Annotated in this window: 20 protein-coding genes and 4 tRNA genes; 17 read left to right on the plus strand and 7 right to left on the minus strand. The window is 70.1% G+C overall.

Annotated features, from left to right (window positions below; translation table 11 throughout):
- Window positions 1-13 precede the first annotated feature (13 nt).
- On the minus strand, window positions 14-502 hold the full coding sequence (locus AC5WS8_RS15780) for a YajQ family cyclic di-GMP-binding protein (protein WP_496104023.1): 489 nt from the start codon (window positions 500-502) through the stop codon (window positions 14-16).
- Window positions 503-728: 226 nt separating this feature from the next.
- Between AC5WS8_RS15780 and AC5WS8_RS15785 the strand changes: the two genes are divergently transcribed.
- Window positions 729-810: transfer RNA gene (locus AC5WS8_RS15785), tRNA-Tyr, on the plus strand.
- 302 nt (window positions 811-1,112) lie between these two features.
- Here the strand turns inward: AC5WS8_RS15785 and AC5WS8_RS15790 are convergent.
- The 4 genes from AC5WS8_RS15790 to AC5WS8_RS15805 all read right to left on the minus strand — a co-directional run bounded on the left by AC5WS8_RS15790 (window position 1,113) and on the right by AC5WS8_RS15805 (window position 5,716).
- Window positions 1,113-1,667, minus strand: coding sequence for an NUDIX hydrolase (locus AC5WS8_RS15790; RefSeq protein WP_496104024.1), 555 nt, complete (start codon window positions 1,665-1,667; stop codon window positions 1,113-1,115).
- A complete protein-coding gene (locus AC5WS8_RS15795) occupies window positions 1,657-3,027 on the minus strand; it encodes a hypothetical protein (RefSeq protein WP_496104025.1) in 1,371 nt (456 codons plus the stop codon). Before AC5WS8_RS15795 ends, AC5WS8_RS15790 begins: the two co-directional genes overlap by 11 nt.
- 633 nt (window positions 3,028-3,660) lie before the next feature.
- The gene (locus AC5WS8_RS15800) at window positions 3,661-4,317 is read right to left on the minus strand and encodes an SDR family oxidoreductase (protein WP_496104026.1); all 657 of its coding nucleotides are present in this window, start codon (window positions 4,315-4,317) and stop codon (window positions 3,661-3,663) included.
- A gap of 124 nt (window positions 4,318-4,441) precedes the next feature.
- Entirely contained in the window at window positions 4,442-5,716 is a 1,275-nt protein-coding gene (locus AC5WS8_RS15805) for an amidohydrolase family protein (RefSeq protein ID WP_496104027.1), read from the minus strand.
- A gap of 198 nt (window positions 5,717-5,914) precedes the next feature.
- Here AC5WS8_RS15805 and AC5WS8_RS15810 point away from each other — a divergent pair.
- The 6 genes from AC5WS8_RS15810 (at window position 5,915) to AC5WS8_RS15835 (ending at window position 8,611) form a co-directional block, all read left to right on the plus strand.
- Window positions 5,915-5,987 (plus strand) — tRNA-Thr (locus AC5WS8_RS15810).
- Between the two features lie 46 nt (window positions 5,988-6,033).
- Window positions 6,034-6,106: transfer RNA gene (locus AC5WS8_RS15815), tRNA-Met, on the plus strand.
- Window positions 6,107-6,195: 89 nt separating this feature from the next.
- Window positions 6,196-6,360 (plus strand): 50S ribosomal protein L33, encoded by a 165-nt coding sequence (gene rpmG, locus AC5WS8_RS15820; RefSeq protein WP_003948671.1) that lies wholly within the window; start codon window positions 6,196-6,198, stop codon window positions 6,358-6,360.
- A 207-nt stretch (window positions 6,361-6,567) separates the two neighbouring features.
- A complete protein-coding gene (locus AC5WS8_RS15825; protein WP_496104028.1) occupies window positions 6,568-7,032 on the plus strand; it encodes an FAS1-like dehydratase domain-containing protein in 465 nt (154 codons plus the stop codon).
- 5 nt (window positions 7,033-7,037) lie between these two features.
- Window positions 7,038-7,466, plus strand: coding sequence for a MaoC family dehydratase (locus tag AC5WS8_RS15830; RefSeq protein ID WP_496104029.1), 429 nt, complete (start codon window positions 7,038-7,040; stop codon window positions 7,464-7,466).
- A gap of 89 nt (window positions 7,467-7,555) precedes the next feature.
- Entirely contained in the window at window positions 7,556-8,611 is a 1,056-nt protein-coding gene (locus AC5WS8_RS15835) for a UDP-N-acetylmuramate dehydrogenase (RefSeq protein ID WP_496104030.1), read from the plus strand.
- Window positions 8,612-8,649: 38 nt separating this feature from the next.
- Here AC5WS8_RS15835 and AC5WS8_RS15840 read toward each other — a convergent pair whose 3' ends face one another.
- Both AC5WS8_RS15840 and AC5WS8_RS15845 read right to left on the minus strand, forming a co-directional pair.
- Window positions 8,650-9,699, minus strand: a complete 1,050-nt coding sequence (locus tag AC5WS8_RS15840; protein WP_496104031.1) for an adenosine deaminase — start codon at window positions 9,697-9,699, stop codon at window positions 8,650-8,652.
- Window positions 9,700-9,830: 131 nt separating this feature from the next.
- The gene (locus AC5WS8_RS15845) at window positions 9,831-11,057 is read right to left on the minus strand and encodes a pyridoxal phosphate-dependent aminotransferase (RefSeq protein WP_496104032.1); all 1,227 of its coding nucleotides are present in this window, start codon (window positions 11,055-11,057) and stop codon (window positions 9,831-9,833) included.
- A gap of 496 nt (window positions 11,058-11,553) precedes the next feature.
- Here AC5WS8_RS15845 and AC5WS8_RS15850 point away from each other — a divergent pair.
- The 10 genes from AC5WS8_RS15850 (at window position 11,554) to rpoB (ending at window position 22,287) form a co-directional block, all read left to right on the plus strand.
- Window positions 11,554-11,626, plus strand: a tRNA-Trp gene (locus tag AC5WS8_RS15850).
- 107 nt (window positions 11,627-11,733) lie between these two features.
- Complete coding sequence (gene secE, locus AC5WS8_RS15855; protein ID WP_055493151.1) at window positions 11,734-12,021, plus strand: preprotein translocase subunit SecE; 288 nt, start codon at window positions 11,734-11,736, stop codon at window positions 12,019-12,021.
- Window positions 12,022-12,101: 80 nt separating this feature from the next.
- Window positions 12,102-12,962: a transcription termination/antitermination protein NusG gene (gene nusG / locus AC5WS8_RS15860; RefSeq protein WP_496104033.1), complete on the plus strand. Its 861-nt coding sequence runs from the start codon at window positions 12,102-12,104 to the stop codon at window positions 12,960-12,962.
- 219 nt (window positions 12,963-13,181) lie between these two features.
- Window positions 13,182-13,616, plus strand: a complete 435-nt coding sequence (rplK, locus tag AC5WS8_RS15865) for a 50S ribosomal protein L11 (protein ID WP_030601313.1) — start codon at window positions 13,182-13,184, stop codon at window positions 13,614-13,616.
- Between the two features lie 91 nt (window positions 13,617-13,707).
- Window positions 13,708-14,433, plus strand: a complete 726-nt coding sequence (gene rplA / locus AC5WS8_RS15870) for a 50S ribosomal protein L1 (RefSeq protein ID WP_496104034.1) — start codon at window positions 13,708-13,710, stop codon at window positions 14,431-14,433.
- Between the two features lie 163 nt (window positions 14,434-14,596).
- Window positions 14,597-15,529 carry an SCO4651 family lipoprotein gene (locus AC5WS8_RS15875; protein ID WP_496104035.1) on the plus strand — a complete coding sequence of 311 codons (933 nt, stop codon included), beginning with the start codon at window positions 14,597-14,599 and terminating at the stop codon, window positions 15,527-15,529.
- An 81-nt stretch (window positions 15,530-15,610) separates the two neighbouring features.
- Complete coding sequence (locus AC5WS8_RS15880) at window positions 15,611-16,468, plus strand: SCO4651 family lipoprotein (protein WP_496104036.1); 858 nt, start codon at window positions 15,611-15,613, stop codon at window positions 16,466-16,468.
- Between the two features lie 288 nt (window positions 16,469-16,756).
- Window positions 16,757-17,287, plus strand: coding sequence for a 50S ribosomal protein L10 (rplJ, locus tag AC5WS8_RS15885; protein ID WP_030641169.1), 531 nt, complete (start codon window positions 16,757-16,759; stop codon window positions 17,285-17,287).
- A gap of 116 nt (window positions 17,288-17,403) precedes the next feature.
- Complete coding sequence (gene rplL / locus AC5WS8_RS15890; RefSeq protein ID WP_496104037.1) at window positions 17,404-17,793, plus strand: 50S ribosomal protein L7/L12; 390 nt, start codon at window positions 17,404-17,406, stop codon at window positions 17,791-17,793.
- 1,008 nt (window positions 17,794-18,801) lie between these two features.
- Window positions 18,802-22,287: a DNA-directed RNA polymerase subunit beta gene (gene rpoB, locus AC5WS8_RS15895; protein ID WP_496104038.1), complete on the plus strand. Its 3,486-nt coding sequence runs from the start codon at window positions 18,802-18,804 to the stop codon at window positions 22,285-22,287.
- Window positions 22,288-22,330 lie beyond the last annotated feature (43 nt).

A 22,330-nucleotide genomic window follows, 5' to 3' on the forward strand; every position in this document is an offset into this window, starting at 1 on the left:
TCAGGCGTGCGAGTCAGCGGTAGTTCACGAACTGCAGGGCGAAGTCGAAGTCCTTGCCCTTGAGCAGGGCGATCACGGCCTGGAGGTCGTCCCGGCTCTTGGAGCTGACGCGCAGTTCGTCGCCCTGCACCTGGGCCTTGACGCCCCGGGGACCCTCATCGCGGATGATCTTCGCCACCTTCTTCGCGTTCTCCTGGGAGATGCCCTCCTGGATCGACGCGAAGATCTTGTACTCCTTGCCGGAGAGCTGCGGCTCACCGGTCTCCAGCACCTTCAGCGAGATGCCCCGCTTGACCAGCTTGGTCTCGAAGACGTCGAGGACGGCCTTCACCCGGTCCTCGGAGTTGGCCTGCATCAGGATCTTGTCGCCGGACCAGGCGATCGAGGCGCCGACGTTCTTGAAGTCGTAGCGCTGGGAGATCTCCTTGGCGGCCTGGTTGAGGGCGTTGTCGACCTCCTGCCGCTCGACCTTCGAGACGATGTCGAAACTGGAGTCGGCCATGTCCTGTGGCTCCTTGTGTTCGGGATGGAACGGGCTGCGTATCGGCGTGCGGGAGCGCGGCCGCCCGGCCCGGCGTCGATCCGGGCCGCATCCGCATAAGCCTAGCCATCCCTCTCCCCCCAAGTCGCCGATCTACCGGGTGGCGAAGCACCCCTCCGCATCAGGTATCGTTTACGTCGTTGCCAGGGAGCACCGCCCAGAAGCGGCCTCCGCAGCAGCAATCCCCGGCGGTGTGCCCGAGCGGCCAAAGGGAGCAGACTGTAAATCTGTCGGCTATGCCTACCCAGGTTCGAATCCTGGCGCCGCCACACGGAAACATTGGGCCCGTGACCTGCGAAGAAAGCAGGTCACGGGCCCATTGTCATGCGTCCGTGCGATCAGCGCACCGTCTTACGCTGTCCCGCGTTCGAACGCTGTCTCCCGGACTGCCTGGACGGGCCGTGGACGCGTCCACCGGGGCCCAGCCGTGCCGGCCCGGACGCGCGGAGATCCTGGCGCTCGCGGCGTCGTCTCCGTCGCTGACGGGCCTACCCCTGCGGCCTTCGGGTTTGCCTGGCCCGGACCTGTCGGGCGACGCCTGGGAGACCGTGCCCGCTGAGCAGCGCCTCGCCTAGCCACGGGCCGCGCCGGACGCACCGAGTGCGGCAAGCGTGAAGCCATCCCGGAGCTCTCCCGCACGGATCGCCTTCGCGATCTCGTGTGGACTCCACCAGCGCGCGGCCGCGATCTCACCGTCGCCGACCGGGCCGGGGCTCAGGGGGGCATCTTCCCGGACCGAGACCTCGACGACGGCAACCTCGTTCTCCAGCATGCCGGAGTCGATGTCCAGGTACGCCACCGCAGTCGCCGCGGAGCCGACCAGCCCGGTCTCCTCAGCGAGTTCGCGCAGCGCGTCAGAGACGGGGTCGGTCTCGCCGAATCCGCGCGGCAGCTCCCAGGCCCAACGGCCGATCGCCGGTCGCCACTGGCGGACCAGCAGAATGTCGTCGCCCCGTCGTGCCAGCACCACGACTCCTGTGCGGCCACCGCCGACACGGATGCGGTGGCGGACGGTCTCCGCGCCGGAGGGCAGGCGGTAGGTGTCGAGGTAGACCTCGCACCATCGTCCGCCGTCAGCATCGGTGTAGGCCTTGTCGGTGTGGGTGCGTGGCGCCTCAGTGTTCATCGGGCCCTCCTCGTAGCACCCCGGGGAGCTCTATCACGTCGTACCGCCCTCGGAAGTCGGTCAAGCGGGTCACACCGGCTGCCACGGCCGCAACGACAACCGGCGCGAGCGCTCCGCCTGCGCCGGAGGCGAACACTGCGGGCGTCCCCTGGCCGAGCAGGCCGGTCGCCAGGCTCATTCCGCCGCCGGCGACCATCTGAGCAGTGACCCCACGCGCGCCCTGCGCGAACCGCTGGAGCCGGGTCACCGACGCCTCGCCCGCACCGGTGGCCGACGGCTCCTTCGTACGCCTCGCGAGGAGGTCGCCCACCTCCTGCAGCGCACCAAGGTCACGCCGGTGCCACCAACTGCTGAGGGCGTCGGCGGCGTCATCCGTGTAACGCTGCCATTGAGCACTGCTCATCAGGCCCAGCCGCAGTTCGAACCGGGTCGGGTAGGTCACGACCGGTGTCTGTTCCCCCAGCGTCGCTGCCTCTCGGCGCCGGATGCCGCGTCGAGGCGAAGCCAGGCCCAGCAGGCAGTCTTCGCTCGCCGCGATGGCTCTGTAGTAGGTCTCGTCGAAGGACTCGCGCAGCGCCTGCGCGTCTGCTCGGGCCGTGGGGTCACCGGAGCGCAGCAGGGGGTCGATTCTCTCGTACAGGCGGCTACGACTGGGCAGCCCGCTCACGTCGAACTCGCCGTTGGTCCAGGCGGCGAGCACCGTCCGACCCTCGTCACTGGCCATGTCCTCCGGACGCGGTGGAGGTCGCAGCGCGTACGCGGTCGCGTAGTCGGCCGGCACCAGGGGGCTGACCTCCAGAAGGCCGTGCTCGGCGGCCTCCAGCCAGTCACCCCACCGGGCGACCGTGCGCCGCCGCAGCGCGGTGTCGAGGACACCGGTCGCCGCCAGCAACCGGTCCGCCATGCCGACCGGTCCCTCGCCGGCCAGGGCCGCGACCGCAGACTCGACGTCTGCACGGGCGGCCAGCTCCCGCTGGAGTCGCAGGCACTGTTCGTCGGGGATCGGAAGGGAGGAGAAGAGGAAACCGGTCGAGAGCATCGCGATCAGCTGTCCGGCCAGGTCTGCGTTCCGGGAGTTCACCCGGATCGGCAGTACGGCGCCGCCGCCGATCGCCCGGACCGCCAACTCGTCGAGGAGTGCGGCGGGCCGGAGCGCAGCGAAGACTGCGCCATCGAGCAGTTGAGGGTAGGTCAGGAACAGGGAGCCGCCCTGAAGGACCTCCCAGCGCAGCCGCCCGAGCAGCTCTGCCCGCCCCAGCGGGGTCAGCCGCTCCACCGGGGCGGTGGCCCCCGGCGCCTGGGCGCTCATCCTGACCCGCTGCCGTACGCTGTCCCACCCCGTACTGAGGACCGCGGTCATGTGCCAGCCCCTCCTGTGGCGTCCATACGCGAGGTCGCCGGCTCCCCTTCGCCGGCGGGGGCTCCCCCCCCACCGGTCGTGACTACCAGAAGTTACGCGGCCACCGTCGGCGTAGCCAGGGGGCGGTCCGACATTGATCGCGACGCTCCATGCGCCGTCCACTGGACCGACGCGGCAGGGCGACGCGAGCGCCGCCCGATCTCTGCAGACTCGGTCCACCTGGTACGTCGGGTGAAGCAGCAGGTCAGACGTGCCGTCAGGTCTGCCGGACGTCCACCGGCCCACCAAGTCCTCGCGTTGAAGCGGCACCCGTGCCGACCGTCTCCGCCGCCCACTCGTCGCCCGCCTCCGTGCGCCTGCCGGGGCGTACGGTGGCGACGACCGCCGTCGTCGTCCGGGCGCAGGCACTCCAGGCGTACCGGTGGATGGCCGGAGGCGAACCGGCGTGCCCGGTAGGCGGGTACCTCCCCGTGGCCGTGGAGGCGTACGCCGTCCAGGACGTTCGGCCGGTCGACGTCCGCGGACGGACAGCGCGGGACGAACGCGTCGCGTTCTTCGGTGGCGAACGCCGCGTGCATCCGCGTCAGCAGCGCCGCCCGCGCCGCCGGGATCCCCTCCGACACCCGGCCCCGCTCAGTTCCCGGCCACCGACTTCACCGCCACGGACACCGGCGTCGAACCGCTGATCAGCTCGAGCGTCAGACCTGCCGTCGCCGGTGTGTCGACGAGTTCCGCCAGCACCGCCGCCACGTCGTCGCGGGGGATCGCGCCGCGCCCCGTGTGCGCCTCCAGGCGGACGAGGCCCTTGCCGGCGTCGCTCGTCAGTGAGCCGGGGCGCAGGATCGTCCAGTCCAGGGACTTGTGGGCGCGCACGTATGCGTCGGCCTCGCCCTTGGCGCGCAGGTACACGTCGAAGATCTCGTCGCCCGGGTGTTCGGGGTCGGCGCCCATCGACGACACGATGACGAACCGGCGCACGCCCGCCCGTTCCGCCGCGTCCGCGAACAGGATCGCCGCGTCCCGGTCCACCGTGTGCTTGCGGGTCGCGCCGCTGCCCGGGCCCGCCCCGGCCGCGAAGACGGCCGCGCCGGCTCCCCGCAGGTGCGCGGCGACCTCTTCCGCCGACGCCGACTCCAGGTCGCACACGATCGGCTCGGCGCCCGCCCCCCGCAGGTCGTCGGCCTGTTCCGCCTTGCGGATGATCCCCGCGACCTCGTCACCGCGCGCGGCGAGCAGCCGCTCCAGCCGCAGCGCGATCTGACCATGACCTCCAGCGATGACAATGCGCATGTTTCCGACCGTACGCCCCGACGGGGCCTTTTGCCCCGTGCCCCCCACGACTTCACGCACCGGCACGGCCCGCCTCCCGTCCGGTGCAACGACCGCACGCCAGAGCCGAGATCCCCGCCCGCCGTCACGACGGCTCCCCCCGCCCCTGCCGGGGCAGTTCCAGTGCCACCGCGGCGGAGTCGCAGTACTCCCGCACCGCGCTCGTACGCGCCACCAGGCGCCCCCGGTGGATCACCACCCGGCTGTAGGCCAGCGACAGGGCGCCGGCCAGCCCGTCGGCGCGCACCGCGAGCAGTTCCGCCGGGAAGCCCGCCTCGACCCGTACTTCCGGCAGGCCGAGCGCGGCCCGCGCCGACGTGCTCACCATGGCGTACGCGTCCTCGGCGGGCAGCCCGTACCGCGACGCCAGCAGGTAGGCCGCCTCCAGCGGATCGCCGCGTCCCACCGGGTTCGCCGGGTCCCGTAGCGCCCCGCTGCCCGCAGCGACCCGCACCCCGGCCGACCGCAGGAGCCGCACCGGTGCGGTGCCGCGCCGGTCGACGCCGCCGCAGGCGCCCTGCGGCAGGCAGACCACGGTGACCCCGGAGGCGGCGAGCCGGTCCGCGGCGCGGGCGGCCGTCCCCGCCGGGAGCCGCCCCAGGCCGCCGCACGGTCCGAGCGTCACCCCGGGCCGCAGACCGCCCGCCATCGCCGCGAGCCGCGTGAGCCGCACCGGATCGCGGGCGTCCGTGTGCAGGTCGACCGGGCGGCCGAACTCCGAAGCGATCTCCAGGACCGCCTCCGCGTACCCGGTGGGATCGGGATCCGCGTCCGGGCAGCCGCCCACCACCGTCGCGCCCATCTTCACCGCGTCCCGCAGCATCGCGAGCCCGTCCGCGCCGGCGGCCCCGGTCAGCACGCGCGGCATCGCCACCGTCGTCAGCTCGGCGAGCCCGCACAGTGAGCGCCGCGCCCGCAGTACGGCGGCCAGCGCCTCCAGCCCCGGCACGTCACCGATGCGGACATGCGAGCGCAGGGCCGTGGCGCCGTGCCCGAGTTGCAGCAGCGCGGCCTCGGTGGCGCGGCGCTGGACGTCGTCCGGATGGTGCGACACCGGCCCCGCGCCGCCGGTACCGCCCCTGCCGTCCGCGCCGGCGGCGGACAGGGCCGTGTCACCGTGTGCGTGCGGTTCGGCCGGGGCCGGCAGGAGCAGATAGCCGCGCAGGTCGACGCGGGCGCCGACGGCACCGGTCGCAAGGCTGCCGGGGGTGCCGACGGCCTCGATGCGACCGCCACCGAGCCGTACGTCCACCGTCCGGCCGTCGGTCAGCCGGGCCCCGCACAGCAGCAGGGCGGCCGGGTCGGCCGGTACCGACGACGAGGGCGGGAAGCGGGGCGGCTGCGGCCGGCTGTCGGGCATCGCGCTCCTGTGGTTCACGGCACCGAGGAAAGATCACGCAGGGTGAGTCGAGCCTAGGGTGACGGCTCGGCCGAGGCGGGGAGGAGCCGAATAGTCGTACCGAGTGTGGTGCGTGAGGGCAGCGGGAAGAGTACGGACGGGGCGCCGCGAAACGGATTTGGGCGAACGGCGGGCGACCGTGTAATGTCTTCATCGCTCGCCCCAATAGCTCAGTCGGCAGAGCGTCTCCATGGTAAGGAGAAGGTCTACGGTTCGATTCCGTATTGGGGCTCTGATGGGAGAGGTTCCCGCCGCGAGGCGGGGTCCGATCGCATCGCAGCGGTGTAGCTCAGTCGGTAGAGCAAGCGGCTCATAATCGCTGTGTCACCGGTTCAAGTCCGGTCACCGCTACTCACAGTAGCCGATTGCGGGGTCGGTCCTTCGATCGGCTACTCTTTCTTGCGTTAATTTCCTCTACCCGTTCGTCAAGGAGCACTCACGTGGCTGCCACCGACGTCCGCCCGAAGATCACGCTGGCCTGCGTGGAGTGCAAGGAGCGGAACTACATCACCAAGAAGAACCGGCGCAACAACCCGGATCGTCTTGAAATGAAGAAGCACTGCCCGCGTTGCAACGCGCACACCGCGCACCGCGAGACGCGCTGATTCGGACTCGACAGCGAGGCCGTCCCCTGCTGCAGGGGACGGCCTCGTGTCGTTGCGGCCGGCGCCACGCGTGTTCGTGGGCAGGTGCGACGATGCGGGCGGTCGGCGGATGGGACCATGTGGGCGGTCCGGCCGCCGGACCGTCTCGGGACCGGGCGGCTCGTCCAGCGCGTTCCACCACAGCACACACCAGGAGGTGCCGAGCCCATGGCGCTCGACCAGTCCTTCGTGGGGCGGTCCTACCCGCCCACCGACCCCTATGAGGTCGGCCGGGAGAAGATCCGTGAGTTCGCGGAGGCGATCGGTGACGCCAACCCGGCCTACACGGACCCGGAGGCCGCCAAGGCGCTCGGCCACCCCGATGTGATCGCCCCGCCGACGTTCGTGTTCGCGATCACCTACAAGGCCGCGGGCCAGGTCATCGAGGACCCGCAGCTCGGGCTGGACTACAGCCGGGTCGTGCACGGCGACCAGAGGTTCGCCTACACCCGCCCGGTCCGCGCCGGCGACCTGCTGAGCGTCACCTCGACCATCGAGTCGATCAAGAGCCTGGCCGGCAACGACGTCCTGGACATCCGCGGCGAGGTCCACGACGAGGTCGGCGAGCACGTGGTGACCGCCTGGACCAAGCTCGTCGCCAGGGCGCCGGAAGAGCCGGAAGAGGGGGAGTGACCCGGATGACCGCGAAGATCGCGTACGACGCCGTCCAGGTCGGCACCGAACTGCCGGCGCAGACGTTCCCCGTGACCCGCGCCACGCTCGTGCGGTACGCGGGTGCCTCCGGGGACTTCAACCCGATCCACTGGAACGAGAAGTTCGCCAAGCAGGTCGGGCTGCCGGACGTCATCGCGCACGGCATGTTCACCATGGCCGAGGCGATCCGTGTGGTGACCGACTGGGTGGGCGACCCGGGTGCGGTCGTCGAGTACGGCGTCCGCTTCACCAGGCCCGTCGTCGTCCCCGACGACGACCAGGGCGCCCTCATCGAGGTCAGCGGCAAGGTCGCGGCCATGCTCGACGACCACACCGTCCGCGTCGACCTCACGGCGACCAGCGGCGGCCAGAAGGTGCTCGGCATGTCGCGGGCGGTCGTACGGCTGGCCTGACCGCCACGCGCGCGTAGGGCCCCGCCACCCGGGACGGGGCGGTACGCGCGCGTGCCGGGGCTGTCGGTGCCGTCTCGTAGTCTTGGCGCGTGCAGGAACTCCACGACGCCCCGCTCGCCCCGCTGACCACCTTCCGGCTGGGCGGCCCCGCCCACCGCCTGATCACCGCCACCACCGACGCCGAGGTGATCGAAGCCGTCCGCGAGGCCGACGACTCCGGTACCCCGCTGCTGCTGATCGGCGGCGGATCCAACCTGGTCATCGGCGACAGGGGCTTCGCCGGCACGGCACTGCGCATCGCGACGAAGGGCTTCTCCCTCGACGGCACGACGCTGGAACTGGCCGCGGGCGAGGTGTGGAGCGACGCCGTCGCCCGCACCGTCGAGGCCGGGCTCGCCGGTATCGAATGCCTCGCCGGGATCCCGGGCTCCGCGGGCGCGACCCCGATCCAGAACGTCGGGGCGTACGGCCAGGAGGTCTCCTCGGTCATCACCGAGGTGATCGCCTACGACCGCAGGACTCGCGAGACGGTCGTGATCCCGAACGCCGACTGCGCGTTCTCGTACCGCCACAGCCGTTTCAAGGCCGACCCGGACCGGCATGTCGTCCTGCGCGTCCGCTTCGGGCTTGAGGACGCCCGGGGCCTGTCCGCGCCCCTCCGGTACGCCGAGACCGCCCGCGCCCTCGGCGTCGAGCCCGGAGACCGTGTGCCGCTGGCCGACGCCCGCGAGACCGTGCTGAAGCTGCGTTCGGGGAAGGGCATGGTGCTGGACCCGGAGGACCACGACACCTGGTCGGCGGGCTCCTTCTTCACCAACCCGATCCTCACCGACGAGGACTTCGCCACGTTCCGTACCCGCGTGAAGGAGCGGCTGGGAGAGGATGCCGAGCCGCCCGCGTACCCCGCGGGAGAGGGGCACACCAAGACGTCGGCGGCCTGGCTGATCGACAGGGCGGGCTTCACCAGGGGGTACGGCACCGGGCCCGCCCGTATCTCCACCAAGCACACCCTGGCCCTCACCAACCGGGGCGGCGCGACCACCGAGGACCTGCTCGCACTGGCCCGTGAGGTCGTGGCGGGGGTGCGCGACGCCTTCGGGATCACACTGGTGAACGAACCGGTGACGATCGGTGTGAGTCTCTGAGCCGACCGGTCCGACAGCCGCCGCCCGTGGCCCCCTTCTCAGGCGGCGAAAGGGCCGGGCGTGCTCAGCCAGTCGTCGACCCCCGCCAGCAGTTTCGCCTTCACGTCCTCCGGGGCCGCCGAAGCCCGTACCGACTGGCGGGCCAGTTCCGCCAGTTCCTCGTCCGTGAAGCCGTGGTGGCGGCGGGCCAGTTCGTACTGGGCCGCCAGGCGGGAGCCGAAGAGCAGGGGGTCGTCGGCGCCCAGGGCCATCGGGACGCCCGCCTCGTACAGCGTGCGCAGCGGGACGTCCTCCGGCTTCTCGTACACCCCGAGCGCCACGTTCGACGCCGGGCACACCTCGCAGGTCACGCCCCTGTCGGCGAGGCGCCGGAGCAGGCGGGCGTCCTCCGCGGCCCGTACCCCGTGGCCCACCCGGTGCGCGTGCAGGTCGTCCAGGCAGTCGCGCACCGAGGCCGGGCCCGTCAGCTCGCCCCCGTGCGGGGCCGACAGCAGGCCGCCCTCGCGGGCGATGGCGAAGGCGCGGTCGAAGTCCCGGGCCATGCCGCGCCGTTCGTCGTTCGACAGGCCGAAGCCGATCACGCCCCGGTCGCGGTAGCGCACCGCCAGACGGGCCAGCGTGCGCGCGTCGAGAGGATGCTTCATGCGGTTCGCGGCGACCAGGACCCGCATGCCGAGGCCCGTCTCCCGCATCGCCGCCTCCACCGCGTCCAGGATGATCTCCAGCGCCGGGATCAGACCGCCGAGCCGCGGCGCGTACGACGTCGGGTCGACCTGGATCTCCAGCCAGCCCGAGCCGTCCCTGAGGTCCTCCTCCGCGGCCTCGCGCACCAGCCGCCGGATGTCCTCCGGCTCCCGCAGGCACGAGCGCGCCGCGTCGTACAGCCGCTGGAAGCGGAACCAGCCGCGCTCGTCCGTCGCCCGCAGTCTCGGCGGCTCGCCGCTGACCAGGGCGTCCGTCAGGGCGTCGGGCAGCCGGACACCGTACTTGTCGGCCAGTTCCAGCAGGGTGGCGGGCCGCATCGACCCGGTGAAGTGCAGGTGCAGATGTGCTTTCGGCAGCGCAGAGACCTCACGTACGTGCTCCATCCCAGGATCCTGCCGTACCTCCCGCTCGTCCCGGTAGCGCTTTCCCCGAACGTGGTCTTGCTCGCACGCGCGAACGGGCCGTCTCCCCGAAGGGAAACGGCCCGCACACGCGCGTGGAGGACGCCGGGACGTCAGTCCCGCGCCTCCGCCAGCAGCTTCTGGATCCGGCTCACGCCCTCGACCAGGTCCTCGTCCCCGAGGGCGTACGACAGCCGCAGGTACCCCGGTGTGCCGAACGCCTCGCCCGGGACCACGGCGACCTCGGCCTCCTCCAGGATCAGCGCGGCCAGCTCCACGCTGTTCTGCGGGCGCCTGCCGCGGATCTCCTTGCCGATCAGCGCCTTCACCGACGGGTACGCGTAGAAGGCGCCCTCCGGCTCCGGGCACACCACGCCGTCGATCTCGTTCAGCATCCGCACGATGGTCCTGCGGCGCCGGTCGAAGGCCTCCCGCATCTTCGCGACCGCGTCCAGACCGCCCGAGACGGCGGCCAGCGCGGCCACCTGGGAGACGTTCGCCACGTTCGACGTGGCGTGCGACTGCAGGTTCGTCGCCGCCTTCACGACGTCCTTCGGGCCGATGATCCACCCGACCCGCCAGCCCGTCATGGCGTACGTCTTCGCCACGCCGTTGACCACGATGCACCTGTCGCGCAGCTCCGGCAGGAGGGCGGGCAGCGACACACGGGCCGCGTCGCCGTAGACCAGGTGCTCGTAGATCTCGTCGGTCAGCACCCACAGGCCGTGCTCCACGGCCCAGCGGCCGATCGCCTCGGTCTCGGCCTCCGTGTACACCGCGCCGGTCGGGTTGGAGGGGGAGACGAAAAGGACGACCTTCGTCTTCTCGGTGCGGGCCGCCTCCAGCTGCTCGACGGAGACGCGGTAGCCGGTCGTCTCGTCCGCGACGACCTCCACCGGGACGCCGCCGGCCAGCCGGATCGACTCGGGGTACGTCGTCCAGTACGGCGCCGGGACGATCACCTCGTCGCCCGGGTCGAGGATCGCGGCGAAGGCCTCGTAGATGGCCTGCTTGCCGCCGTTGGTGACGAGGATCTGCGAGGTGTCCACCTCGTAGCCGGAGTCGCGGAGTGTCTTGGCGGCGATGGCGGCCTTCAGCTCGGGCAGACCGCCGGCCGGCGTGTAGCGGTGGTACTTCGGGTTCTTGCAGGCCTCGACGGCCGCTTCGACGATGTAGTCCGGCGTCGGGAAGTCGGGCTCACCGGCGCCGAAGCCGATCACCGGGCGCCCGGCGGCCTTGAGGGCCTTCGCCTTGGCGTCCACGGCGAGGGTGGCGGACTCGGAGATCGCCCCGATCCGGGCGGAGACCCGGCGCTCGGTGGGAGGGGTTGCAGCGCTCATGAGACCCATGGTTTCAGACAGGAAACGCGCCCGACACCCCGGTTTCGCCTCTCGCCCGGCCGTGCCGGTCCGTGAGCCCTCGCCGGGTACGAACCGGCTCGCCGGAGCATGGGTGCCGACCAGGCCGGCGTCACCGGGTCCTCCGACCGGGGAGGCGGGCACCGGCCCCGCGCCCACCTGGGCGGGTCCCGACCTCGACACCGCCGCCGGCGGTGCCCGGGGAGCGCGGCGGGACGGGGAGCGCGAACGCGGTGCGGCCGGCTGCCCGCGGCCGGGAGGGCGGCAGACCGGACGGCACCGGAGGCGGACGCGGACAAACGTCCGGATCCGCCTGCCCGCCTGGCCGATCTTTCAACGGCGAGGCACCCACGGGCGCTTTCTGTTCGACGACCGGCCGTGGAACACGTACACTCTCACCTCGTTGGCCATCAGCGGTCGCGACCGGACGGTGCACACCGAGCACCCGGCTGGATGCGGTACGTTGGGGTACACACAAAGGGTCGTAGCTCAATTGGTAGAGCACCGGTCTCCAAAACCGGCGGTTGGGGGTTCAAGTCCCTCCGGCCCTGCTACACACTCCTCCACCAGGAAGTGTGCGCACAGTACGTACGTATTGCACGCCGTGCGGCTCCACCGGGCGCGGCACGGCCACGACCCGGGAATCAGGTGAGGACGAGTGACGGACGCCGTGGGCTCCATCGACATGCCTGACGCCCAGGACGAGGTGCAGGAGTCAAAGAAGAAGGCCCGCAAGGGCGGCAAGCGAGCCAAGAAGGGCCCGCTGAAGCGCCTTGCCCTCTTCTACCGCCAGATCATCGCGGAACTCCGCAAGGTCGTCTGGCCGACCCGTAACCAGCTGACGTCGTACACCACCGTGGTGATCTTCTTCGTCGCGATCATGATCGCCCTGGTGACGCTGATTGACTATGGGCTCAACCACGCCGCCAAGTACGTCTTCGGCTGAGCCCGGAGCGAAGGACGCCGTCGTGCCCGGCGTCCCTTTCGCATGTTCCACCCCTATGTATCCAGGAAGAAGCAGCCACCGTGTCTGACCCGAACCTGAACGACGCCATGGAGCCTCGCGGGGAGGCCGTCGAGTCCGTGGATGACGAGCTCGACATCGTCGAGGGCGCGGACGAGGTCGACGAGGCCGAGGCTGCCGAAGCCGCCGCGGGCGAGCCGGCCGAGGAGTCCGCCCTGCATGTCGAGGGCGAGGACGAGGCCGCGTCCGAGGAGGGCGAGGACGAGGCCGCGTCCGAGGAGGACGAGGGCGAGCCGGAACCCGAGCTCGACCCGGTCGAGAAGCTGCGCGAGGAGCTGCGCTCGCTGCCCGGCGAGTGGTACGTGATCCACACCTACGCCGGCTACGAGAAGCGGGTGAAGGCGAACCTGGAGCAGCGTGCCGTCACGCTGAACGTCGAGGAGTACATCTACCAGGCCGAGGTCCCCGAGGAAGAGATCGTCCAGATCAAGAACGGCGAGCGCAAGACCGTCAAGCAGAACAAGCTGCCCGGTTACGTCCTCGTCCGTATGGACCTGACGAACGAGTCCTGGGGTGTCGTCCGCAACACGCCCGGCGTCACGGGCTTCGTCGGCAACGCCTACGACCCCTACCCGCTGTCCCTCGACGAGGTCGTCAAGATGCTCGCCCCGGAGGCCGAGGCCAAGGCCGCCCGCGAGGCCGCCGAGGCCGAGGGCAAGCCGGCCCCGCAGCGCAAGGTCGAGGTCCAGGTGCTGGACTTCGAGGTCGGCGACTCGGTCACCGTCACCGACGGCCCGTTCGCCACGCTGCAGGCCACCATCAACGAGATCAACCCCGACTCGAAGAAGGTCAAGGGCCTGGTGGAGATCTTCGGCCGCGAGACGCCGGTCGAGCTCTCCTTCGACCAGATTCAGAAGAACTAGTTCCGTCTGGTTCCTCTGCCGCACCAGCCACCGGCCAGGTCAGGCGGGCTCCCTCCGGGGGCCGTCTGACCTGTCGGTTTTTGGCCGCGCACCGGTACCCGTTATCGTTGTGCGGTATGCCTCCATCCGGATGATCCGGGCGATCAAGCCCAAGGTGATCCGGGCGATCGCGCCCAAGGATGGCGGCGGAAAACTCTCACTAAGGACCCGGAGAGAGCTATGCCTCCCAAGAAGAAGAAGGTCACGGGGCTCATCAAGCTCCAGATCCAGGCCGGCGCAGCCAACCCGGCCCCGCCGGTCGGTCCGGCGCTGGGTCAGCACGGCGTCAACATCATGGAGTTCTGCAAGGCCTACAACGCCGCGACCGAGTCGCAGCGCGGTTGGGTCATCCCGGTGGAGATCACGGTCTACGAGGACCGTTCCTTCACCTTCGTGACCAAGACTCCGCCGGCCGCCAAGATGATCCTCAAGGCCGCGGGCATCGAGAAGGGCTCCGGCGAGCCGCACAAGACCAAGGTCGCCAAGATCACCCAGGCGCAGGTCCGCGAGATCGCCCAGACCAAGATGCCGGACCTCAACGCCAACGACCTGGACGCCGCCGCGAAGATCATCGCCGGCACCGCCCGTTCCATGGGCGTCACGGTCGAGGGCTGAGCCCCACCTTCGTAACCATGCGGCCTCGGCCGCACGTGGCAGGGCCTGCTCGGCCCGTACCACGACTCCTTCAGAACACACAGGAGCAGTTGTGAGCAAGCGCAGCAAGGCTCTCCGCGCTGCGGACGCCAAGATCGACCGGGAGAAGCTCTACGCCCCGCTCGAGGCCGTCCGTCTCGCCAAGGAGACCTCCACGACCAAGTTCGACGGCACCGTCGAGGTCGCCCTGCGTCTGGGCGTCGACCCGCGCAAGGCCGACCAGATGGTCCGTGGCACCGTGAACCTCCCGCACGGCACCGGTAAGACCGCCCGGGTCCTGGTCTTCGCGACCGGTGACCGTGCCGAGGCCGCTCGTGCCGCGGGCGCCGACATCGTCGGCGCCGACGAGCTGATCGACGAGGTGTCGAAGGGCCGTCTGGACTTCGACGCCGTCGTCGCCACCCCGGACCTCATGGGCAAGGTCGGCCGCCTCGGTCGCGTGCTCGGTCCCCGTGGTCTGATGCCGAACCCCAAGACCGGCACCGTGACCCCGGACGTGGCGAAGGCCGTCACCGAGATCAAGGGCGGCAAGATCGAGTTCCGCGTCGACAAGCACTCGAACCTGCACTTCATCATCGGCAAGACGTCCTTCGAGGACGACAAGCTGGTGGAGAACTACGGGGCGGCGCTGGAGGAGATCCTCCGTCTGAAGCCGTCCGCCGCCAAGGGTCGCTACATCAAGAAGGCCGCCATCACCACCACGATGGGCCCCGGCATCCCGGTCGACCCGAACCGCACCCGCAACCTCCTCGTCGAGGAGGACCCGGCCGCGGTCTGAGCCCCAAGGCTCGCCCCGGTCGCACACGGGCCCCGCACCTTCCGAGGTGCGGGGCCCGTCGGCGTCTGAGAGATGGGGCACATGCCGTTTCGCCGGAGGTGCGTGCCGAATCCCCCGGGCCGGAGTTAGCGTGAAGATCACGGAGCGCGCCAGGGGGGAACGTATGAAGGACGGCATCTTGCGGCGCGGGGTCCTCCCGGTCGCGGTGGTCCTCGCCCTGTCCGCCCTGACGGCGTGCAGCCACTCGGGCGACGGCGGCTCCTCCCGGCGCTCCGCGGAGCCCTCCGGCGGCCGGGCGACCCGCGTCGACCCGCGGGCGTCGGCGGCCCTGCGGGCCGTCGAGAAGGCCACCTCCAGGGCCGGCTCCGCGCGCGTCGAGGCCACGACGTCCATGGGCGGGATGCTCGCCCTGGAGACGGGTGGTCTGCTCGGCTGGGCCGGCGCCTCGGTGGGCACGCTGCGGATCACGTATACGGGCGGGCAGCTCGCCGAGACGATGCGCGCGCTGGGCAGTACGTCGATGGAGGCCCGGCTGCTGCCCGACGCCTACTACGCGAAGGTGGGCGACGCGTTCGCCCGGCGCCTGAACGGCCGGCACTGGATCAGGTACGCCTATGACGACCTGGCGGCCCTGCCGGGCGGCTCGGGGGCGTCTCTGACGGACCAGCTGCGCAACACCGCGCCGCTGCAGCCGGTCAGGCTGCTGCTCGTCTCCGGGGACCTGCGCAGGGTCGGCGAGGAGACGGTGCGTGGCCGCCGCACCACCCATTACGCGGGCACGGTCACCCCCGCGTCCCTCACGGGAGCGCTGAAGGAGCAGCTGGAGCAGGCCGGCGTCACCAGGGAGACGGTCGACCTCTGGGTCGACGACCACGACCTGCTGGTCAAGAAGGCCGAGCGGGGAGAGCTGTCGACGGGACGCATGTCGTCGACGGCGTACTACCGGGACTACGGCACGAAGATCTCGGTGACCGAGCCTCCGAGGGGGGACACGGCCGACTTCAGGGAGTTGCTGAGCACCCGGGGCGGCGCACAGCCGATGGGAGCGACGGGGGCCCGCTCGTGGCAGACGGGGTCCGAGGCGCCCGCTCCGTGAAAACCACGGGATTCTCCCCGCCCGTCCGGGATAGGCTCGCCGTTTGTCTGTGTCTCGATCATCTGTTCACTGGGGGGAACCATGGAGATCTCTGTGCGTACGGCGACGGGGGCCGGGCTGGCCGTCCTTCTGCTCGCCACGGGTGCCGTGGGCTGCGGCACGGGCACGGGCACGGGGAAGGCGGAGCAGTCGCCGGAGATGACGCCCGCCGCGGCCGTCGCCGAGGCCGCGAAGAAGACGGAGGACATCACGTCCTTCCGTTACCGGATGACCGGTGAGGTCCCGGAAGAGGGCAAGGTGAAGGCCGAGGCAGCGATGCGGATCAAGCCCACCGTTGCCATGAGCATGAAGATGACGGCCCTCGGCCAGGGCACCGACGGCACCGCAGAGATCCGGCTCGTCGACAAGGTGATGTACATCGGTGGAGGCGCGCAGGTCGCCAAGGAGACGGGCGGCAAGAGCTGGATCAAGTTCGACCTGGGCAAGATCGGCGGCGGCAAGGAGCTGGACCAGCTCGGGGCCGCGAACCGGGCCGATCAGAACCCGGCGACGGAGTCCACCTTCCTCACCGGCGCCAAGGACGTGAAGAAGGTCGGCACCGAGACCGTCGACGGGGTGCGGACGACCCACTACAAGGGGACCGTCTCTCTCGACGACCTGAGGGCCTCGCTGAAGGCCAAGGACGCGACCACCCGCGAGCGCCGGCAGAAGAGCCTGGAGCAGTACCGGAAGATGGGCCTCGACACGGTCACCATGGACATGTGGATTGACGGCGACTCCCACACCAAGCAGTTCCGGATGCGGGGCGACGCCGCCAAGGGGCCGCTCGACATGACCATCACCTTCTTCGACGTCGACAAGCCGGTGACCGTCGCTGCCCCGCCCGCCAAGGACACCACCGACCTGGCCGCGATGATGAAGGGGCTGGGCGAGAGCTGAGCCACGGGACGGATTTGCCTGGCGGCGACCCGTTCCCGTACCCTCCTACAGAAGCCAAAGACCGCTGGTCGTTGCCGTGCGCTCGAACGAGGGCGCGGTGGCCGAAGGATCCGCTGAACTGCGGACGACCCGCGCAGGTGACAGTGGAAGAGCTCCCGGAGTGCGTACGTGGTGACGTGCGTGCGGCCGGTCGAGTCGCCCCGTGCGCCTGCGCCGGGGCGTTTCGTTTTCCCCAGTCCTCCTTCGGGTCCGCGCGGTCCGAATCACCCGGAAGGAGGCCGAGGCTCTATGGCGAGGCCCGACAAGGCTGCCGCGGTTGCCGAGCTGACGGACAAGTTCCGCAGCTCCAACGCCGCCGTGCTGACCGAGTACCGCGGTCTCACCGTGGCGCAGCTCAAGACGCTGCGCCGGTCGCTCGGTGAGAACGCCCAGTACGCCGTGGTGAAGAACACGCTGACCAAGATTGCGGCCAACGAGGCCGGGATCACGCTGGACGACCAGCTCTTCGCTGGTCCGACGGCCGTCGCCTTCGTCACCGGTGACCCGGTGGAGTCGGCGAAGGGTCTCCGTGACTTCGCCAAGGACAACCCGAATCTCGTCATCAAGGGCGGTGTCCTTGACGGCAAGGCGCTGTCCGCCGACGAGATCAAGAAGCTTGCGGACCTCGAGTCGCGCGAGGTTCTGCTCAGCAAGCTGGCCGGTGCCTTCAAGGCGAAGCAGTCCCAGGCTGCCTCCGTCTTCCAGGCGCTGCCGTCGAAGCTCGTCCGCACCGTGGACGCGCTTCGCGCCAAGCAGGCCGAGCAGGGCGGTGCCGAGTAATTCGGCTCGCTTTCTGATCCCGGCCGCCTGACGCGGCGGGGGTCGCAGCGGGCCAACGTACGCCCGCCACTCATGTACATCCGGCACCAGCCGAATTAGTGGAAGGATCGCCCATCATGGCGAAGCTCAGCCAGGAAGACCTGCTCGCGCAGTTCGAGGAGATGACCCTCATCGAGCTCTCCGAGTTCGTGAAGGCGTTCGAGGAGAAGTTCGACGTCACCGCCGCCGCTGCCGCCCCGGTCATGATCGCCGGCGGTGCCGGTGCCGGCGCCGAGGCCGCGCAGGAGGAGGAGAAGGACGAGTTCGACGTCATCCTCACGGGTGCCGGCGACAAGAAGATCCAGGTCATCAAGGTCGTGCGCGAGCTGACCTCCCTGGGCCTGAAGGAGGCCAAGGACCTGGTCGACGGTGCGCCGAAGCCCGTTCTCGAGAAGGTCAACAAGGAGGCCGCGGACAAGGCCAAGGAGTCCCTCGAGGGCGCCGGCGCCTCGGTCGAGGTCAAGTAAGACCTTCGCGGGTCCACCAGGACTCCGGGTCCGCACAGGGCCCGAGGGGGCCGTACGGAGCGACGCTCCGTACGGCCCCCTTTCGCATGTGCGAACACATCGTGTCCGGTGAGGCCCGCGCCGGCCACCAGCGCCCGGCGGGACGGTGGCCGGTGCGGGCGGCGGGGGTGACGACCGCCCGGCCCGGGCCGGAGGCGGCCGCCTGGGAGCCTCCGCGGGGCGGCGCCGTGGCCGGGGCGCCCCCGGATGCCCCGCACCCCCCAGGCCGGCCGCCTGCACCCCAGGCGGGCCGCCTGCACCCGTCGCCGGCCGAGCCGGTCGCCTCCGCGCCCCTCGCGACCTCGGGCCGACTCGCCCCCGGCTCGCCGGCCGAACACCCCTGCCGAGCCGCGGACGGCGTTCACCCGCATGCCGCAAGCCACCGTCCCGGAATCCCGGAACCCCTCACTCCCAGGGCTGTAACGCGAACACGCCGAGGTGCGATCATCCATCCGGGTGGTCGCTCTTCGGTGTTCCGGGGGGTCCGGTGTCGGCTGCCTTGCGTGCGTCGCCGTGGGGGGTATGGTGATCTTCGGTCGTGCCTCCCGAGGGCCCCGGTGACAGGTCGCACGTGACGATGGCAGCACCCGGTTCGGGCAAGGGGGCCTTGACGAACCGCACGCAGCGCGCAATTCTCAGGACGCGTCGTCACTGCGATCCGGATCCGAGGCATGGATCGACGACGAAGAGGGCAGTATCGATGTGCATCGAGGGCGTGGCGTGCCGCAGGTGTTGAGGGACAACGAGGGCCTCCAGCGGAAGCCTGAAAACCCGCACTGGACATCAGTGTGCCGTGTGGCTACACTGACCCTTTGCGCTGCCTGTTAGCTGCCTCCTGCCCGTCACCAGGAGCACGCCCACCGCTGGAGCACCGAGCACACAGAGTCTCTGACCTGAGACTTTCCATCTCTGTGCCCGACGGGGACCGGGACGCGCGTAGTGAGTCCGAGCCCTCGGAAGGACCCCCTCTTGGCCGCCTCGCGCACTGCCTCGACCGCGAATACGAACAACGGCGCCAGCACCGCCCCGCTGCGCATCTCCTTTGCAAAGATCAAGGAGCCCCTCGAGGTTCCGAACCTTCTCGCGCTGCAAACCGAGAGCTTCGACTGGCTGCTCGGCAACGACGCGTGGAAGGCTCGCGTCGAGGAGGCTCTGGAGAACGGTCAGGACGTCCCGACCAAGTCCGGCCTCGAGGAGATCTTCGAGGAGATCTCCCCGATCGAGGACTTCTCGGGGTCCATGTCGCTGACCTTCCGCGACCACCGCTTCGAGCCGCCGAAGAACTCGATCGACGAGTGCAAGGAGCGCGACTTCACCTACGCCGCGCCCCTCTTCGTCACGGCCGAGTTCACGAACAACGAGACCGGCGAGATCAAGTCCCAGACCGTCTTCATGGGCGACTTCCCGCTCATGACGAACAAGGGCACCTTCGTCATCAACGGCACCGAGCGTGTCGTGGTCTCCCAGCTGGTGCGGTCGCCCGGCGTCTACTTCGACTCCACCATCGACAAGACGTCCGACAAGGACATCTTCTCCGCCAAGATCATCCCGTCCCGGGGTGCCTGGCTCGAGATGGAGATCGACAAGCGCGACATGGTCGGTGTCCGCATCGACCGCAAGCGCAAGCAGTCCGTCACCGTCCTCCTGAAGGCGCTCGGCTGGACCACCGAGCAGATCCTCGAGGAGTTCGGCGACTACGAATCCATGCGCGCCACCCTGGAGAAGGACCACACCCAGGGCCAGGACGACGCGCTGCTCGACATCTACCGCAAGCTGCGCCCGGGCGAGCCCCCGACGCGTGAGGCCGCGCAGACGCTGCTCGAGAACCTCTACTTCAACCCCAAGCGCTACGACCTCGCGAAGGTCGGCCGCTACAAGGTCAACAAGAAGCTGGGTACGGACACCCCGCTGGACGCGGGCATCCTGACCGTCGAGGACATCATCGCGACGATCAAGTACCTGGTGAAGCTGCACGCAGGCGAGACCGAGACCACCGGTGACAACGGCGAGACGGTCGTCGTCGAGACCGACGACATCGACCACTTCGGCAACCGCCGCCTGCGCAGCGTCGGCGAGCTCATCCAGAACCAGGTCCGTACGGGTCTGGCGCGTATGGAGCGTGTCGTCCGCGAGCGCATGACGACCCAGGACGTCGAGGCGATCACGCCGCAGACCCTGATCAACATCCGGCCGGTCGTCGCCTCCATCAAGGAGTTCTTCGGCACCAGCCAGCTGTCGCAGTTCATGGACCAGAACAACCCGCTGTCGGGTCTCACCCACAAGCGCCGCCTGTCGGCTCTTGGTCCGGGTGGTCTCTCCCGTGAGCGGGCCGGCTTCGAGGTCCGTGACGTGCACCCCTCGCACTACGGCCGCATGTGCCCGATCGAGACGCCCGAAGGCCCGAACATCGGTCTGATCGGCTCGCTCGCCTCCTACGGCCGCGTCAACGCGTTCGGGTTCGTCGAGACCCCGTACCGCAAGGTCATCGACGGCCAGGTCACCGACGAGGTCGACTACCTGACCGCCGACGAGGAGGACCGCTTCGTCATCGCGCAGGCCAACGCGCCGCTGACCAGCGACCTCCGCTTCGAGGAGAACCGCGTGCTCGTCCGCCGCCGTGGCGGCGAGGTCGACTACGTGAGCCCCGAGGACGTCGACTACATGGACGTCTCGCCGCGCCAGATGGTGTCGGTCGCGACGGCCATGATCCCGTTCCTCGAGCACGACGACGCGAACCGTGCCCTCATGGGCGCGAACATGATGCGCCAGGCCGTTCCGCTGATCAAGTCGGAGGCCCCGCTCGTCGGCACCGGCATGGAGTACCGCTCCGCCGTCGACGCCGGCGACGTCGTCAAGGCCGAGAAGGCCGGTGTGGTCCAGGAGGTCTCCGCGGACTACATCACCACCGCCAACGACGACGGCACGTACATCACGTACCGCCTGGCCAAGTTCGCCCGCTCCAACCAGGGCACCTCGGTCAACCAGAAGGTCATCGTCAACGAGGGCGACCGGGTCATCGAGGGCCAGGTCCTCGCCGACGGCCCGGCCACCCAGAACGGCGAGATGGCGCTCGGCAAGAACCTGCTGGTCGCCTTCATGCCCTGGGAAGGCCACAACTACGAGGACGCGATCATCCTCAGCCAGCGCCTGGTCCAGGACGACGTCCTCTCCTCGATCCACATCGAGGAGCACGAGGTCGACGCCCGTGACACCAAGCTCGGCCCCGAGGAGATCACCCGGGACATCCCGAACGTCTCCGAGGAGGTCCTCGCCGACCTCGACGAGCGCGGCATCATCCGCATCGGTGCCGAGGTCATCGCCGGTGACATCCTGGTCGGCAAGGTCACCCCGAAGGGCGAGACCGAGCTGACCCCCGAGGAGCGCCTGCTGCGCGCCATCTTCGGTGAGAAGGCCCGTGAGGTCCGTGACACCTCGCTGAAGGTGCCGCACGGCGAGACCGGCAAGGTCATCGGCGTGCGCGTCTTCGACCGCGAGGAGGGCGACGAGCTGCCGCCGGGCGTGAACCAGCTGGTCCGCGTCTACGTCGCGCAGAAGCGCAAGATCACCGACGGTGACAAGCTCGCCGGCCGGCACGGCAACAAGGGTGTGATCTCGAAGATCCTGCCGATCGAGGACATGCCGTTCCTGGAGGACGGCACCCCGGTCGACATCATCCTCAACCCGCTGGGTGTGCCGTCCCGAATGAACCCGGGGCAGGTCCTGGAGATCCACCTCGGCTGGCTCGCCAGCCAGGGCTGGGACGTCTCCGGCCTGGCGGACGAGTGGGCCGAGCGCCTGCAGGTGATCGGCGCCGACCAGGTCTCCCCGCGCACCAACGTCGCCACCCCGGTGTTCGACGGTGCCCGCGAGGACGAGCTGGCCGGTCTGCTCCAGCACACCCTGCCGAACCGCGACGGCGACCGCATGGTCCTCCCGACCGGCAAGGCGCGGCTGTTCGACGGCCGCTCCGGCGAGCCGTTCCCGGACCCGATCTCGGTCGGGTACATGTACATCCTGAAGCTGCACCACCTGGTCGACGACAAGCTGCACGCCCGCTCGACCGGTCCGTACTCGATGATCACCCAGCAGCCGCTGGGTGGTAAGGCGCAGTTCGGTGGCCAGCGGTTCGGCGAGATGGAGGTGTGGGCCCTCGAGGCCTACGGCGCCGCGTACGCCCTCCAGGAGCTGCTGACCATCAAGTCCGACGACGTCACCGGCCGCGTGAAGGTCTACGAGGCCATCGTCAAGGGCGAGAACATCCCCGAGCCCGGCATCCCCGAGTCCTTCAAGGTGCTCATCAAGGAGATGCAGTCGCTCTGCCTGAACGTGGAGGTGCTGTCCAGTGACGGTATGTCCATCGAGATGCGCGACACCGACGAGGACGTCTTCCGCGCTGCGGAGGAGCTCGGCATCGACCTGTCCCGGCGCGAGCCGAGCAGCGTCGAAGAGGTCTGACGGGAGTCCGGCGGGGTCCTGAACCACCAGGGCCCCGCCGACC

The organism is Streptomyces sp. PTL18 (assembly GCF_059510295.1).